Raw genomic sequence first — 15,836 nt, forward strand, 5'->3', positions numbered from 1 at the left:
GAAATTATATTATGAGATTATCAGTTGACCGCAGTCCTATCAAAGTTTATCCAGATCCCAAACGCGTTATAGCGAGATTTTTTTTCAGTCAGGACGAGCGTGCAAAGGAATTGATTACAAGGGTTATGGCGTTATCGGATCAGGACGTATTTAAAATAATATCGCCTCTCCTCCAGGAATATTCCAAGCGCCATCGCAACATAACTAAAATACTAAACAGGCATTGTGATAAAGTTAAGAGGCTGATAGGTGAAGTTGGAGTGAATTTTGCGGAATTAGATCAATTCAGGAAATTGCTTATTGGATCGTATTTTACTCATGAGTATTCGATCGAGTCTGCGGCATTTTTCAATCCCTCAATTGTAGAGGATCCGGATCAGACCGAATTAGTTGAAGGTCAGAAACGAATGATTATTAGCTTTCGGGCCGTTGGGGAGGGGCATATTTCATCAATCGTATTCCGGAGAGCTCTAGTTGAAAAAAATGGCGATCTTACCGTCCTCCCGGCGGGAAATTATATCGACGAAGCTGAAATTGTCAGGAATGCAGTATACGTTAAAAAGTTGTTTTTCGGGAAAGCCGTTGATAATAATATTGATAAGGTCGCACTTGAGAATGTTAAAGAGAAACTAGGTGATAAATTCGAATATCAGGAGCTTCGCAACGTAATCCTCGACCTCAAAAATCAACAAACTAGTGAAGAAGCAAAATTGGATTACGACAAAGTTCTATGGCTGTCCGACTCCTATCATGATATCAGCTTTTCCAAGGATACGGACATTTCTGACAGGGTAATTTTTCCAATATCGGAATTTGAGAAAAAGGGAATTGAAGATGCCAGGTTTGTGAAGTTTATCAAAGATGACGGGTCCATAATTTATTACGCTACGTATACCGCGTACGACGGCCAGATGATCATGCCGAAATTACTTCAGACCACTGATTTTTATGATTTTAAGATCTGCCCACTTTATGGTGCGGGCGCCCAAAACAAAAATCTGGCCTTATTTCCTCGTAAAATCAATGGAAAGTACGCTATGATGTCCAGAATTGATGGTTGGAACAACTACATCATGTACTCTGACAAAATCCAGGTTTGGGAGAAGCCCGAACTTCTTCAGCAACCCCATGCATCCTGGGAATATATACAGATCGGTAATTGCGGGTCACCAATAGAAACTGAAGATGGCTGGCTTATTATAACCCATGGTGTAGGTCCTATGCGGCGCTATTGTCTGGGTGCAAGTTTATTGAAGCTGGATGATCCTTCGGTGGAAATTGGACGATTGACGGAACCACTTATTGTTCCCAACAAAGATGAACGGGAAGGGTATGTTCCCAATGTGCTTTATTCCTGTGGCTCAATAATTCATAATGATAAACTAATCATCCCTTATGGACTATCAGATTATTGCTCTTCATTCGCCACCGTCGATATAAATTCCTTACTTGATAAGCTTAAAAGCAAATCATCGTCCTTGTATGATCTGTTTATATAAAACAAGGTAGTCGGAAACCATTTTTTCGCTGGAGAAATTGGACTTTGCCCATTGGTGACACTGGTTGCGGTCAATTAAATTTAGAGTGCCCACGGCTTCTGATGCGCTTTCAACATCGGTGACAAGGCAACCGGTTTTTCCGTTATTGATAAGTTCGGGCATGGATCCTCTGTTAAAGGCAATTACCGGTGTTCCGCAGTACATGGATTCAGCAACACTCAAGCCAAATGGTTCATCAAAGTTTATTGGGTGAAGGAGTGCTTTAGCCTTTCCTAATAACTTATTCCGCTCTGTTGGTCCGGCATGGCCAATAAAAAGAATTTGTTCGTCAAGCTCAGGCTCTATTTTCTCCTTAAAATAGTTTACATCCTGCACTATACCAGCAATCAGGAGTTTTTGCTTAGATTTTCTGGCTATCTGAATAGCCTCTAAGGTTCCTTTGTCTGGATGTATCCGCCCAAAAAATATAAGATAGTCGTCAGCAACTTCATTGAACGTGAAATCAGCGGTCCGTATTCCATTATAGACGGTTGCGAGATATTTCAGGTCTGGGGAACGATCCGAATTACTTATTGACACGAAAGAAGACGAATCATTGTATTTTTTGTAAACAGGAATTATTTTAGGAGAAGAAAAACCATGTATGGTTGTGATAATCGGGGTGCTGATAAGTTTTGAATAGCTTAAGGGCAGAAAATCATAATGGTTATGTATGACGTCAAATTCCGACGCTTTTTCCATAAGATTGCTGATATGCAAACACTCGACCACCTTTGCATCAAGGGTTTTGTCCTCTTCGTAGCCTGAAGAAATTACCGAATCAAGTTTTCCGGCCGTTAGCGAATCACCCGTGGCGAACAACGTCACGTCAACACCGGAAGCTACTAAGCCTTCTGTAACGTTAGAAGCCATTTGCTCCCATGGCCCGTAATGACGGGGAGGAGTGCGCCAGGCTACGGGCGACAATATCCCAACTTTCATTAAGCCGCTTCGGAGTCAGCTCCTTTTGTAATGATTTTTAATTTCTGATCATCACCTTGAAATGATTCTAATTCAAGCCCTTTTAAAACAAGTAAGTGCGAAATGAAATAGGCGAGAGTACTTTCAGCCCCCTGGTTTCTGTTCAGTCCCCCAGGTTGAAGTCCATCGCAACATCCCTTCGTTTCATGATCATAAAGAGGAAGGCGCAATGTATTCTCTCCTAAGAACCATTGATAGCATAAATACATCTTGCTCAAAAATTGCTTTTCGCCGCTAACATCATAAGCCTTGAAGTACATTAGCACCATAGCCATGCTTTCGATGGCTTGTTGATCGAAAATTGCCATACTGCCATTCCGATAATACCATCCATCACTTCCAACAGGACTTAAGTAGCCCTTGCTTAAGGTGAGACTATCCAGGAATTCGATCGACTCATAGGCAATTTCCATTACCCGCTCATTTCCGGTTATTTGAGACGAATGAAGCAGTGCAAGAGGTAAAATTGCATTGTCATAACTTAATTTGTCTTCAAACCAATGCCAGTTATCCGCCTTGTTGTTTTCATAAACGTCAACTAGTGGTTGGGTTAACTCTTTTAGTTGAAGAATCAGACCTTCATCGTATGGATGTGCCTGTAGATAATAAGAAAGTCCAATAATGGTGTTTGCCAATCCTCTCAAATGTTGAAGATCCTTGAAATGCGGGATAGATCTCTGAAATAGTTCTTCTGCGAATTCTCTATACGAATTATTTGGCGCGGAATTTATAAGGTAACCCAAAGCCCAAATCGTTCGACCAAAGGAATCTTCCGAACCAACTTCATCCAAATATTCTCTGCGGAAACTTAAGAAGTTTCTGAAATTCCCATCATCCATCTGCATGTACTGAATATAACTGAGATAGATAGGAAGCAGGTCGAGGGCTTCTTTGCTTTTGTTTTGTTCGTAGGCCATTAGCGCCATTATTAGTGCTCTGGCATTATCATCAAGGCAATAACCTTCCTTAAGATTGGGAATACCATATTTAGCATGTTGCACGATGCCTGTATCATCAGTCAATCGTTTTACGTGCGTCAGATTAAACTCTGGAATTATTTCCGAATCGATAATATGTCTGCTTTTCGTTTTTAGGACAGTTAAAGCTGATGAGTCTTTTAAAAGTGCCGTATACTCTCTCCCAATTGCCGGCCATCTCAGATTTAACCCATAATTATATGCGGTTTCTTTCAATTTTGCGAGCTTTTCCGGGTGATCGAGTAAATCGTTAACAGATTCAGACAAGTTCTCGAAGTCCTTGAAATCAAACAACCGTCCACGTCCGTTTTGCAGTAATTCCTGCGCATGCCAGTATGGAGTAGATAAAACCGCAGCTCCGGCGCCGACAGCATAAGATAATGTTCCACTAGTTATCTGCGCTTCGTTTAAATATGGCGTAACATAAATATCGCATGCGGTGAGATAGTGGTGCAACTCCTCCTCAGAAACAAACTGATTAATAAATGTTAGATGTTCTTCGACATTTAGGCTTTTAGCAAGTTTTTTTAAGCTATCCCGGTACTCTTCGCCGGAGTTCTTTCTGACTCCAGGATGAGTATTTCCCAGAACCACATACATCACATCCGGATGTTTCTCAACTATTGCTGGGAGTGCTTTTATAACTGTTTCAAGGCCCTTATTCCGGCTGATTAAACCGAATGTAAACAGCACCTTTTTATTTTTAAATGAAGGTAGTTTCTTAACAGGGTTATTCTCTACTGGCTCTAGATCTGGCACGCCATGCTCAATGCGCTGGATCTTGTCTTCAGAAATGTAGTAAATATTTCTCAAGAAATCCACCGCCTTATGGCTCATTACTACGATCTTCGATGACTGCTTTGCAATCTCACGAATGATGATTTGCTGCATGAAACTCGGCTCTCTCAGTACTGTGTGCAAGACAGTTATCAAAGGTTTATTCAAGCGACTGATCAGCGGAAGGAGATAAACGCCGCTTTCTCCGCCATAAATGCCAAATTCATGCTCGATCACACATGCATCGACATCACTGTTATTGATAAATTCTGCAGCCTTTATATAGTCTTTTTGATGCTCCTGGCGTATCGTAAACTTAACTTCGGCTGGATAAGCATATTCCTCCAGATCGTCTGAGTCATTCATTGCCACCACAAATCCATTGAGTGATCCATCCTTATTATCGGCGTTTATTGCTCGAATGAGATTGTAATTAAATGTTGCAATTCCACATTCCCTTGGCGTGTAAGAAGAAAGATATGCGATTTTCATATATATTGATTCCTTATTTTAATTGCTTATGGTGAGCAGCAAATAAACTACCACTCGCACAAGCCATTTTTTAATTAATTTATTTTATTGTATGCAAAAGGCATTCCATTATACCCAGATTAAGCCCTTAGCTCATTTTTGTTACTAAACCTTGCATTCTTTTGACTAAAAGTTAGAAGAATACTGTATAAGGCAACCCGTCGTTTTTCCAAGAGTCACTTTGTTTAATTATTCCAACAGCTTTTGTATTATTTTGTTGAGTATTTGTGTTAGATTTAATACTTAATGTGATAAAAAGCGTATTTCTACCTAATTGAAACAAAAATGAAGTCTCTCCGCTTGGTTGTTTATACTGTCGTAATCTTGCTCCTTACGGGGATGAAAATTCAGAAACCCATGAAGGTGGTTTTTTTTGGTGATTCTATCACTCAGGCTGGAGTGCGACCTGGCGGCTACATCACAATGATGCAGGAGGCATTGAAGGGATACGAGTTGATTGGCGCTGGGATAGGAGGGAACAAAGTTTATGATCTTTACCTTCGGCTTGAATCCGATGTGCTAGATAAAAAGCCTGATATGACCGTGATTTATGTGGGTGTTAATGATGTGTGGCACAAACAGACGAGCCAGACAGGTACTGATCCGGATAAGTTTACTGGTTTTTATTCTGCTTTGATTAAAAAAATGCAATCAGCAGGCATTAAAGTTATATTATGCACTCCGGCTGTAATTGGAGAGCGGACCGATTTTAGTAATGCACAGGATGGCGATTTGAACCGTTACAGTCAAATAATCAGAGATCTATCTAAACAATATAATTGCCCGCTGGTAGATCTTCGAAAGGAATTTTTGGCCTACAACCTCGCTAATAACCCGATGAACAAAGAATCTGGAATCTTAACCACTGATCGAGTTCATTTAAACCCTGGCGGTAATAAATTAGTTGCCGATCTGATGATGAAAGCCATAACTTCTGTCCAAAAGTGAGGTGATTCCAACGGCGTTCAATTAATCACTCAGATCAGCATTTAGAATTATCGTCTTTTCCCAAAATACCGTTTTGGTGCTCCCTTTGCTCCGGACGTGTTATCTGATCGTTCAGGTTTTTTATTTTTCGAACTGCCTTTTTTCTTGGTTGATTGCGATAAAAGGTAAGCTGCCCCTTTCATGTGATAAGGTTGCTCTTCAACTACCGGAATAGAGCGAGCAATTAATTTTTCAATATCTTTGAGATACTCCATTTCCTCGTCGTCGCAAAATGAAAGGGCGATACCGCTGGATCCTGCACGACCTGTCCTTCCTATGCGGTGGACATAGGTTTCAGGAACATTCGGTAATTCATAGTTAATCACGTGCGAAAGCTCTTCGATATCAATACCTCGAGCAGCAATATCGGTCGCAATTAATGCTTTTAATTGACCCGTTTTGAAGTTTGACAATGCCTTTTGTCTGGCATTCTGACTTTTGTTTCCGTGAATTGCTTCTGTTTTAATCCCTGCCTTAACAAGGTCTTTTACAATTTTATCAGCACCATGCTTAGTTCTTGTGAAGATAAGTGCTGATTTAATTGTTTTATCATTGAGAAGGTGAATTAGCAACTTTTTCTTGTCTCCTTTTTCAACAAAATATATTGATTGATCAATGGTATCCGCAGTACTTGATACAGGCGTAACTTCTACCTTTTCAGGGGACACAAGAATTGTATTAGCAAGCTTCTGAATCTCAGGTGGCATCGTTGCTGAGAAGAAGAGCGTTTGGCGCTTCTGTGGGATCTTTGTAATGATCTTTTTTACATCATTTATAAAACCCATGTCTAGCATCCGGTCAGCTTCATCCAATACAAATATTTTAAGGTAATGCAGATGAACAAACTTTTGATTAATTAGGTCTAACAATCTTCCAGGAGTTGCTATGAGTATATCAACACCTGATTTCAAAGCAGAGACTTGTGATCCCTGCGAAACTCCCCCAAAAATAACAGTATGTTTCATGCCGGTATGTCGGCCATATGCCGTGAAGCTTTCACCAATTTGAATAGCCAGTTCACGCGTAGGAGTCAGAATGAGGCATTTTATTGCTCTCGGACTTTTGTCGTAGATTTTTCCTCCTTCAAGAATCTGAAGTATTGGGATTGCAAACGCTGCCGTTTTACCGGTACCTGTTTGTGCACATCCAAGCAAGTCTTTGCGGTCTAATATAATGGGAATCGATTGTTCCTGTATAGGGGTTGGATTTGTATAACCTTCAGTTTTTAGAGCTCTTAATATTGGCTCTATTAAATTTAAATTTTCGAATGACATGAATTGGGTTTAATATGCTGTTTAAATTGGCAGCACTTTATTTTGGCGCAAAGGTACGCGTTTAATGTGAGATGTGTCTGGCGACAAGCCTTCCAGCACTCCATTTTAACCCAAAGTTGACTTTACCGTCCTAAAGGGTTTCAATCACCTCGATAATCACTCTGCAAGCTTCAATTATTTCAGTTTCGGAAATTATTAGCGGTGGAGCTATGCGTAATGCCGTATCGCAATGCAGAAACCAATCAATGATAACGCCTTTTTCCTGGCAGCGCTTGCTGATGGTCTCAATCTGATCGAAAGTTTCAAGTTGAACGCTGAGCATTAATCCTTTACCACGAACTTCTGTTATTCTAGGATGACGCAGCAATTTTCGGAACAATTTCTCTTTAGCAGGAACGCCGTCTAATAAATTTTCATCGATAATCACCTGAAGATTCGCAAGTCCGGCTGCACAACTAACGGGATGGCCTCCAAATGTTGTAATATGTCCAAGAATAGGATTTTCTTTTAACACCCCCATTATCTCATGAGAGGAAACAAATGCGCCGATCGGCATCCCGCCACCCATCCCTTTTGCAATGAGTAAAATATCGGGAACAATGCCGAATTGTTGAAAACCGAATAATGTTCCGGTTCGCCCAAAACCAGTCTGAATTTCGTCCAATATCAATAAGGCACCGGTGTTTAAACATTTTTCCCTGAGCTGCAGCATGTACTCCGGGCTAGGTACTCTCACGCCGGCCTCTCCCTGGATAGTTTCGATTACTACGGCAGCTGTTTGTTCTGTAATAAGATCAAGGTCTGGGAGTTTGTTGAATTCAATGAAGTCAATTGCGGGAAGAAGCGGACGGTAAGCTTGCTTATAGTACTCATTACCCATGATACTCAATGCACCCTGGCTGCTTCCGTGGTAAGAGTTTTTACAGGCAACTATTTTTGCCCTGCCTGTATAACGCTTGGCAAGCTTCATTGCACCTTCAGTGGCTTCGGTGCCTGAATTAACGAAATAAACTGATTGTAGTGAAGGGGGAAGGACAGAAGCTAGTTTTTCGGCAAATCTAACCTGTGGAGATTGGATATACTCTCCATAGACTGTCAAATGCATATACTTATCAACCTGATCTTTTATGGCGCCGACGACTTTTGGATGGCGATGTCCTGTGTTACTGACAGCGAAACCAGAAACAAGGTCTATATATTGCTTTCCAGAGCAGTCATAGAGATAAATACCCTCGGCGCGCACAACTTCGAGTGACCTCGGAAACGATGATGTTTGAGCTGTATTTAGAAGGAAAAGCTGACGAGTGGTAAGCATGTGCGAAATTAGGGAAACTTTCTCTAAGCACGCATAGGCGACAAGAGGTTATAACTTAGTCCACCGCTTTCCTTCTATTATTTAACTGTTTATAAAGGTGTTCGCGGAATTCACTTTCAGCCCGGTATAATGCAAGAATTTTTTGCGGTGGAATCGCTTTTGCATACAGTTTTCTATATTTTTTCTTTAATTCAAGCATTTTACTCTCATAAAGAATATCGGCACTAATGGTTTCATTCGGGTCGCTATTTTTGTTATATCTAGCTTCCCTTCGTTTTTTAAGCAACTCCAAAAATTCTGTAGTATAATTATTGTAAACCGGCCAAAATTTCTGAGCTTCTTCTGTTGTTAAGTCGAGCTTACTTGTAATGAAAGCAACCTTAATTGATTCAATCTGTTCAGATCGCCCCCACTTTTTTTGTGCGAATGTTGGTAACGTAAATGTAAAACCCATTACAAAAACCCACAAACCATACCTTACTAATCTTTTCATAATGTTGTACTTTCAATATACAGCTCTAAATCGTCAGCTGAAACGTCCGGAGTAACCTGATCAAGTTCTTCCGGATTAAGATGCTCTATAATAAACGGTGTATCACCCGCTGTACTGTGAGCTTGTAAATAATTAATAATTTCCTGATCGGGAACTTCGGAAAGTTGTTCGTTGAAATTCTCGGTATTAGAACTGAAATAAATTCCAGTCGCAATCATTACGGTTACACATGCAGCCGCAGCGTAGCTGAACCACGATGTATATAATTTGCGGATTGGGATATCTCTTTTTGAAGATTCTTGAACCCGTGCATTAATCCTGTCGGAAAGTTCAGTAAAGTATCCTTCAGGCATTGTAAATCCATGGGTGGGAGCAAGAGCTTTAATGTTACCAACTGAAATACGTTCCTCAATTTGACTTCTGCTCTCCTCGAAATAGTTATGTGGTATTCTAAATCCATTTTGATTAAAGCTCTGGCAATCAATTAGTACCCTGGCATTAATAGTATGAGTAAGTTCTTCAAAATACTGGGCAGGTAAAGTGAAAGGAATCGCTTTTCCTATCGCAACAAGAGTTGGCGCATCTTTCTGCCAATCTATATCTCTTTCATTTAATTCCATATTCCTTTGATACTCTGTGTATAAAAAGGTTTAATCAGTATTCAATAAATAATCTTCAATTTTCTTAACAGCGATGTGAAAAGAAGCTTTGAGGCCTCCAACTGTCGTACCCAATATTTCGGAAATTTCCTCATACTTCAGATCGTCGTAATATTTCATATTGAAAACCAGTCTTTGTTTCTCTGGCAACGTCAACAGAGCCTTCTGAAGCTTCAGTTGGGCCTTGTCTCCATCGAAGTATGGACTATCAACCAACGCCTGCGCCAGTTCATATCCGGCGGTTTCATCCAGGGATATGTTGTTTTTCTGTTTCTTACGATTTAAGAAAGTTATGCTTTCGTTCGTAGCTATACGATAGAGCCAGGTGTAGAGCTGAGAGTCTTTTCGAAAATTTGAAAGACTTTTCCAAACTTTGATGAATACTTCCTGAACTAGGTCATCGGTATCATCATGATCAATGACCAGTCTTCGGATGTGCCAATATATTTTTTGTTGGTATTTTTTCAGCAGGAGATTGAAAGCTTCGTTACGTGTGCTTTCGATGGCAAACTTGTCGAGAATTTCTGAGTCTTCAACCTGCATCTATTATTCCGTTGTTTTTATTGTTCAAATCGGAAATGCAGATCTCAAATGGAAAATCGTTTTGTTGATTCGCCATTGACTTTTCTCAATATCGAATCATAAATTAACGAGTTCCTGCGACTACTTCCTTTTAATTACCCGCTGTACAGCACTTATGATATCGTCAGTATCTAACCCGTATTTTTTCATTAACTGATCAGGAGTACCGCTTTCGCCAAAACTGTCGTTAACAGCAACATATTCCTGTGGAACAGGATTGTTTCTTGAAAGAACCTGAGCGATGCTGTCGCCCAATCCGCCGTAGCGGTTATGTTCTTCTGCCGTTACCACGCAACCTGTTTTGGCTACCGACTTTAAGACTGCTTCCTCATCCAATGGTTTAATTGTATGGATATTTATTATTTCGGCATTAATTCCTAGTTCCGCAAGTTTCTCACCTGCTTCGATAGCTTTCCAAACTAAATGTCCTGTTGCAAAAATGGAAACATCCGTGCCTTCATTAACCATCCACGCTTTACCAATTTCAAACTTTTGATCAGGATCGGTGAAAACTGGGACTACCGGACGACCAAAACGCAGATAGACCGGCCCATGATGCTCCGCAATGGCGATAGTAGCTGCCTTAGTCTGATTGTAATCACATGGATTTATAACGGTCATACCCGGAAGCATTTTCATCATACCGATATCTTCCAATATCTGGTGGGTGGCTCCATCTTCACCAAGAGTCAGGCCGGCATGGGACGCGCATATTTTAACATTCTTATCAGAATATGCTATTGACTGCCGGATTTGGTCGTAAACGCGGCCAGTTGAGAAATTTGCAAAAGTTCCTGTAAAAGGAATTTTTCCACCTATCGTCAATCCAGCAGCAATTCCCATCATATTTGCTTCAGCAATTCCTATCTGAAAAAAGCGGTCAGGAAATTCCTTTATAAAGGCATCCATTTTTAAAGATCCGATAAGGTCTGCGCACAAAGCCACAACCTGCTCATTCTTTTTCCCAGCTTCCAGCAAGCCAGCTCCAAATCCAGAACGTGTGTCTTTTTTCTCAGTATATGTGTATTTCTTCATATTAAAATCTGTAACCAGATAGGTGTTGTGTAAATAATTGCTCTAAGCTATCACTTAGATTTAGGCTTTCAGTCAAGGATAGAACTATTTGATTTAAGAAGAGCTCAAAGCTCATTTCTCACATCTCAAAGCACATGTATTGTTAATAATCGCCGTGAGTTTCCTCGACCTGTGCAAGGGCAAGTGCTAATTGCTCATCATTTGGTGCTACCCCATGCCACTTGTGTGAATGCATCATAAAATCAATACCATTTCCCATCATAGTCTGCATAAGTATCATGATCGGCTTGCCTTTACCTGTCTTGGCAAGGGCGAGATCAAGTACACGCACCACGTCAGCCATATCATTACCATTCATATCTAATACATCCCACCCAAATGCTTCCCATTTTGCTCTAAGATTTCCCAGGGAGAGAACGTTTTCGGTCGAACCATCAATTTGTTGACCATTAACGTCAATCGCGGAAATCAGGTTATCAACTTTATTATGGCTTGCATACATTGCAGCTTCCCACGTCTGTCCTTCCTGTAGTTCGCCATCGCCATGAAGAGAATAGACAATTCGGCCGTCATTGTTTAATTTTTTAGCCAAGGCTGCTCCTATAGCTACAGACATGCCTTGACCTAGAGAGCCTGAAGCAACTCTGATGCCTGGTAAACCCTCATGGGTAGTAGGATGTCCCTGAAGTCTTGAATCTATTTTCCTGAAAGTCGACAGTTCACTAACTTCAAAATATCCCGCTCGTGCTAATACACTATACCAAACAGGAGATATATGTCCATTCGAAAGGAAGAACAAGTCTTCACCCTTTCCATCCATGTCAAACTTTGTATTATGTTTTAATGCGTGAAAATATAGAGCGACGAAATAGTCTGCGCAGCCTAGCGAGCCCCCCGGATGACCTGATTGGCAGCCGTGCACCATTCTTAAAATATCACGTCGCACCTGGGCGGCAAGTTTTGTCAATTTATCAATATCTGGAGTCATAGTGTATGCTTATAGCGCCGCTAAATTAGCTATTGTTGTTGGAATTGGAAAGGATAGGGGAGTCAAATAGTGAGAATAACAGCCAACCAAAGATTACTTCAGAGCATCTATTATCTGTTGAGAGGAATTTTGGGTATCCACTTTAGAGATAATCTTCGTTATAACCCCATTTTTGTCTATAATAAATGTTTTTCGGGCAATACCCATATATTTTTTGCCGTACATGTTTTTTTCAACCCAAACGCCATATGCCTCAACAATTTCTTTATTTACGTCAGAGATTAGGGAAAATGGAAGGTTGTATTTAGCTATAAATTTCTTGTGTGATGCTTCATCGTCTGCACTAACGCCAATGACTTCGAAACCTTTGTTCAAAAGAGACTGATAATTATCCCGGAAGCTACAGGCCTCTGCAGTACAACCAGGAGTGTCATCTTTGGGATAAAAATATAGGATCACATCTTTGCCAGAGAAGTCACTAAGCGAAATGTTTTTTCCATTTTGATCCTTGCCTGTAAAATTAGGTGCTTTTTCTCCTTCGTTTAATTCTGCCATTGTCAACGTTTTGAACGGCTAAATTAGCAAATAAACTGTCTGGGTTCTACCAAGTAAACAAGATTTATTTGTAGAATCCTGCACTATAGTCCGTGACGTTTCCTTTCATGTCCGTTACGGTCAACTGGAAATCATGAGTCCCCTTTTCAGTCCTTTCGTCAAAGGTATGCCATAGAGATGCAGTTTTAGCATCATACTCCATCAATACCCATTTCCCGTCTATTCGTCCGGCAAATGACTTTATCCCGGAGAGGTTGTCGGATATTCTAAACTGAATCCGAGCTATTCCTGCGAAGGATTTACCTTCAGTGATATTCAGGGGTATTATTCTCGGCGGGATGGTGTCTATTGCGATATAAAAACTACCTAAAGTTCGTACGTCTCCAATGACGTAGCCTTTTTCATAGGTTCCGCCCTGTGACCCACCGGTTGAGCTGACCAGTAAAGCTTTAGACTGAAGTCTGATGGGAAGGTTGGTATTTGTGGCCACGGCAAGTTTATAAGAACCATGAACAGGTGTTAATCGGTTATGTATATGGTGGATTTTTGAATATCCGCCAGCAGGGGCGGGGCCACTTGAATAAACAAAATTGAGGTCACTATAAAACGCGTTTTTTGGGATGTTGATTTTTACCCCATTAGTATCCAGTTGATTGTCAACGTCAAATTTCAACATCTTTCCCTTCACGGGTTTAGCATATTTTGCAGCGGTCTCGGTATTACGAATCTTAAAACTCAAAATACTTTCATTTCCTGCTACATCCTTTATCACATACTGTGCATCTTGAATTTCACCTTCAGGGATATTTACCAATCCGTTATTCACCTTTGTTTTATAGATCTGCAGCGGATTACCAGGTTCTACAAACCCTTTTTGTATTCTTCTGCCTGTACTCATTAAGGATGCGTAGTCCAAATGTGAGTTTATAGCCCTGGAGTTTGCAAATGAGAATTTCTCCCACACGGAGGAGTAAATCGTTTCTCCATCAACTATCAGCTCGATCGAATATGGACCATTAGAGTTTTCAGACGCTGAATTTCTATCTGTTGTCATAACTCCGAATCCTGCCTGCCCACCAATATTCACCACGGAATTGGGGCTCAGTTGATAATTCCCTCCTGATCCACTAACTGCGAAAAATTGTCTTGGAGTGTTCTCGCTAAAGGCTTCATTATTCAAATGATATAGATATAAGCCACTAATCACGGGCTTTACCCTGTCCGGAATGGTAATACCAAAAAGCTGTGGGTTTATTGTTTCTTCTGTGTTTGTATCACGAATCTCAAAATGCAGATGCGGACCGCTTGAGCCACCAGTATTTCCCGACCAAGCAATAATTTCACCCTTCTTTACAGGAATCTCAACTGGAAGAAGTGGAAAATCGACGTCAAAATTTTCTATTCTATACTGGTAAGTTTTCAGGGATTGAGTAATTCTTTCATTATATCTTTGAAGATGCATGTAAACTGTCGTATATCCATTTGGATGGGTAAGATATACCGCATTTCCACCGCCTCCGATTTGTACTCTAACCCTTGACACATATCCATCTGCCGCCGCATATATCGGATAGCCTTCGCGTTGATTTGTTTTAAAATCCAGACCAGAATGAAAATGATTGGCCCGTAACTCTCCGAAATTACCGGCTATAATTGGGGAGAGTTCCAGCGGATATCTAAAATATGATTGCGGATAGACTTTTGATGTATCATCCTGGGCTAAAGTGCCAGTACAAATAAAAAAGAGGAGAGATAAAATTCGAAATTTATGCATTTTAAGGATAAGATATTACCGAACATAAAAGTCCAGCAATCTATCCTCTTCCAAATAGCCTGCCAAATGATCTCCGATATTAACTTTTCCCACACCTTGAGGCGTTCCCGTATAAATAAGATCTCCTTTTTTCAAGGTTATATATTGTGAAACAAAGGTGATAATCTTCTCGAATGAAAACAATAAATCCCGAGTATTGCCTGATTGAACCGTGTTACCATTAATATCGAGCTTGAAATTCAAATTTCTGAGGTCCGCAAACAGTGTCTTCGGAACAAATTTGCTAATTGGTGCTGAATTGTCAAACGCTTTTGCTAGTTCCCATGGAAGTCCTTTTTCTTTGTGTTTTTGCTGAATATCCCTCGCAGTGAAATCTACTCCAAGTGCAATTTCTTCGTAATAATTGGAGGCAAATTTTTCGGCAACATGCTTTCCTTCTTTTGATATTTTAAGCACCAGTTCAATCTCATGATGGATGTCGGATGAAAACTCCGGATGATAAAAAGGCTTATTATCTTTCAATAGTGCCGTATCAGGTTTCATAAAGATAACTGGTACAGTTGGCACGGGATTATTTAGTTCTTTGGCATGTTCTGCGTAGTTGCGGCCAATAGCAATAATTTTCATTAGTATTTTCTAAGTAAAAAATAAAAGTAAGTAGAGATTCGGGAATGTACGGTAAGAATTTTCAAGCTCAGCGGAAAACTGCTTTATCCTATAAAACTGAGATGCGTTTTGTTATGATTTCACCGGCTACGCTCACACGAATAAAGTAGAAGCCACTGTTTAACCTCGATGAAATATTAAACGAATTTGCTTGTTCTCCTGCAGATAGTCTTTCGGTCAGCAATGTAGTAATCTCATTGCCGAGCACATCCATGATTTTGATAGTTACGTTCGCATCCTTAGAAATGGAATAGGATAGATTTAACTGATCCGAAACCGGGTTTGGATAAACCTTTACGTTATTCAATACTTTGTCGCTATCCCCCGGCTTAAATCCTTTTGAACCAGCACCACCTGCGAATACCTTGTCCTTAGCTGGTTTAAATGGAACAAAATTCACCATTACCCCATTCTTCAAGAACGCCGGTTTGTTGAGTCGTGTATCAGTGATTTTAGTGGAAATAGTGGCTTTTATAACCTTAGAAGTATCCGTTAAAACTTCGCTTGTACTAGCAAACGCATCAATATGGCCCGGCATTAGCATGCCGCCCAAAGTGATGAATAATACAAGTAATCTAAGGTAGAAGTTTCTCATACGCACTAAATACAGTATAAATATAGGGCTTTCTAGTATATACGCTTGTATTGCAATAAAGTTTTTAACAATTTTTAACTAAAAACATATCGTATACGTTAATTTTCGC

General features: G+C 40.3%; 15 protein-coding genes. 2 read left to right on the forward strand and 13 right to left on the reverse strand.

Features of this window, described 5'->3' with window-relative positions; genetic code table 11:
• Nucleotides 1–11: 11 nt before the first annotated feature.
• Nucleotides 12–1,499, forward strand: a complete 1,488-nt coding sequence (locus B5X60_RS00730) for a glycoside hydrolase family 130 protein (RefSeq protein WP_079700656.1) — start codon at nucleotides 12–14, stop codon at nucleotides 1,497–1,499.
• Here B5X60_RS00730 and B5X60_RS00735 read toward each other — a convergent pair.
• The gene (locus B5X60_RS00735; protein ID WP_079700657.1) at nucleotides 1,470–2,480 is read right to left on the reverse strand and encodes a glycosyltransferase family 4 protein; all 1,011 of its coding nucleotides are present in this window, start codon (nucleotides 2,478–2,480) and stop codon (nucleotides 1,470–1,472) included. The two genes, B5X60_RS00730 and B5X60_RS00735, sit on opposite strands and share 30 nt — an antisense overlap.
• Nucleotides 2,480–4,765 (reverse strand): glycosyltransferase family 4 protein, encoded by a 2,286-nt coding sequence (locus B5X60_RS00740; protein ID WP_079700658.1) that lies wholly within the window; start codon nucleotides 4,763–4,765, stop codon nucleotides 2,480–2,482. Before B5X60_RS00740 ends, B5X60_RS00735 begins: the two co-directional genes overlap by 1 nt.
• 324 nt (nucleotides 4,766–5,089) lie before the next feature.
• Between B5X60_RS00740 and B5X60_RS00745 the strand changes: the two genes are divergently transcribed.
• Complete coding sequence (locus B5X60_RS00745) at nucleotides 5,090–5,752, forward strand: SGNH/GDSL hydrolase family protein (RefSeq protein ID WP_079700659.1); 663 nt, start codon at nucleotides 5,090–5,092, stop codon at nucleotides 5,750–5,752.
• Nucleotides 5,753–5,799: 47 nt separating this feature from the next.
• Here B5X60_RS00745 and B5X60_RS00750 read toward each other — a convergent pair whose 3' ends face one another.
• The 11 genes from B5X60_RS00750 to B5X60_RS00800 form a co-directional block, all read right to left on the reverse strand.
• Entirely contained in the window at nucleotides 5,800–7,065 is a 1,266-nt protein-coding gene (locus B5X60_RS00750; RefSeq protein ID WP_079700660.1) for a DEAD/DEAH box helicase, read from the reverse strand.
• Nucleotides 7,066–7,195: 130 nt separating this feature from the next.
• Nucleotides 7,196–8,380: an aspartate aminotransferase family protein gene (locus B5X60_RS00755; protein WP_079700661.1), complete on the reverse strand. Its 1,185-nt coding sequence runs from the start codon at nucleotides 8,378–8,380 to the stop codon at nucleotides 7,196–7,198.
• 55 nt (nucleotides 8,381–8,435) lie between these two features.
• On the reverse strand, nucleotides 8,436–8,873 hold the full coding sequence (locus tag B5X60_RS00760; RefSeq protein WP_079700662.1) for a hypothetical protein: 438 nt from the start codon (nucleotides 8,871–8,873) through the stop codon (nucleotides 8,436–8,438).
• Entirely contained in the window at nucleotides 8,870–9,493 is a 624-nt protein-coding gene (locus B5X60_RS00765) for a hypothetical protein (protein WP_079700663.1), read from the reverse strand. The genes B5X60_RS00760 and B5X60_RS00765 overlap by 4 nt, the downstream gene beginning before the upstream one ends.
• A 30-nt stretch (nucleotides 9,494–9,523) precedes the next feature.
• A complete protein-coding gene (locus B5X60_RS00770; RefSeq protein ID WP_079700664.1) occupies nucleotides 9,524–10,075 on the reverse strand; it encodes an RNA polymerase sigma factor in 552 nt (183 codons plus the stop codon).
• 120 nt (nucleotides 10,076–10,195) lie between these two features.
• A complete protein-coding gene (locus B5X60_RS00775) occupies nucleotides 10,196–11,149 on the reverse strand; it encodes a transketolase family protein (RefSeq protein WP_079700665.1) in 954 nt (317 codons plus the stop codon).
• 142 nt (nucleotides 11,150–11,291) lie between these two features.
• The gene (locus B5X60_RS00780; RefSeq protein WP_079700666.1) at nucleotides 11,292–12,137 is read right to left on the reverse strand and encodes a transketolase; all 846 of its coding nucleotides are present in this window, start codon (nucleotides 12,135–12,137) and stop codon (nucleotides 11,292–11,294) included.
• Between the two features lie 93 nt (nucleotides 12,138–12,230).
• Entirely contained in the window at nucleotides 12,231–12,692 is a 462-nt protein-coding gene (bcp, locus tag B5X60_RS00785) for a thioredoxin-dependent thiol peroxidase (RefSeq protein ID WP_079700667.1), read from the reverse strand.
• 64 nt (nucleotides 12,693–12,756) lie between these two features.
• Nucleotides 12,757–14,466 (reverse strand): M23 family metallopeptidase, encoded by a 1,710-nt coding sequence (locus B5X60_RS00790; RefSeq protein WP_079700668.1) that lies wholly within the window; start codon nucleotides 14,464–14,466, stop codon nucleotides 12,757–12,759.
• A 15-nt stretch (nucleotides 14,467–14,481) separates the two neighbouring features.
• Complete coding sequence (locus tag B5X60_RS00795) at nucleotides 14,482–15,093, reverse strand: fumarylacetoacetate hydrolase family protein (RefSeq protein ID WP_079700669.1); 612 nt, start codon at nucleotides 15,091–15,093, stop codon at nucleotides 14,482–14,484.
• Between the two features lie 88 nt (nucleotides 15,094–15,181).
• The gene (locus B5X60_RS00800) at nucleotides 15,182–15,727 is read right to left on the reverse strand and encodes a T9SS type A sorting domain-containing protein (protein WP_079700670.1); all 546 of its coding nucleotides are present in this window, start codon (nucleotides 15,725–15,727) and stop codon (nucleotides 15,182–15,184) included.
• Nucleotides 15,728–15,836: the final 109 nt, after the last annotated feature.

Origin of the sequence: Daejeonella lutea (genome assembly GCF_900168015.1) — a bacterium.
Taxonomy (GTDB): domain Bacteria; phylum Bacteroidota; class Bacteroidia; order Sphingobacteriales; family Sphingobacteriaceae; genus Daejeonella; species Daejeonella lutea.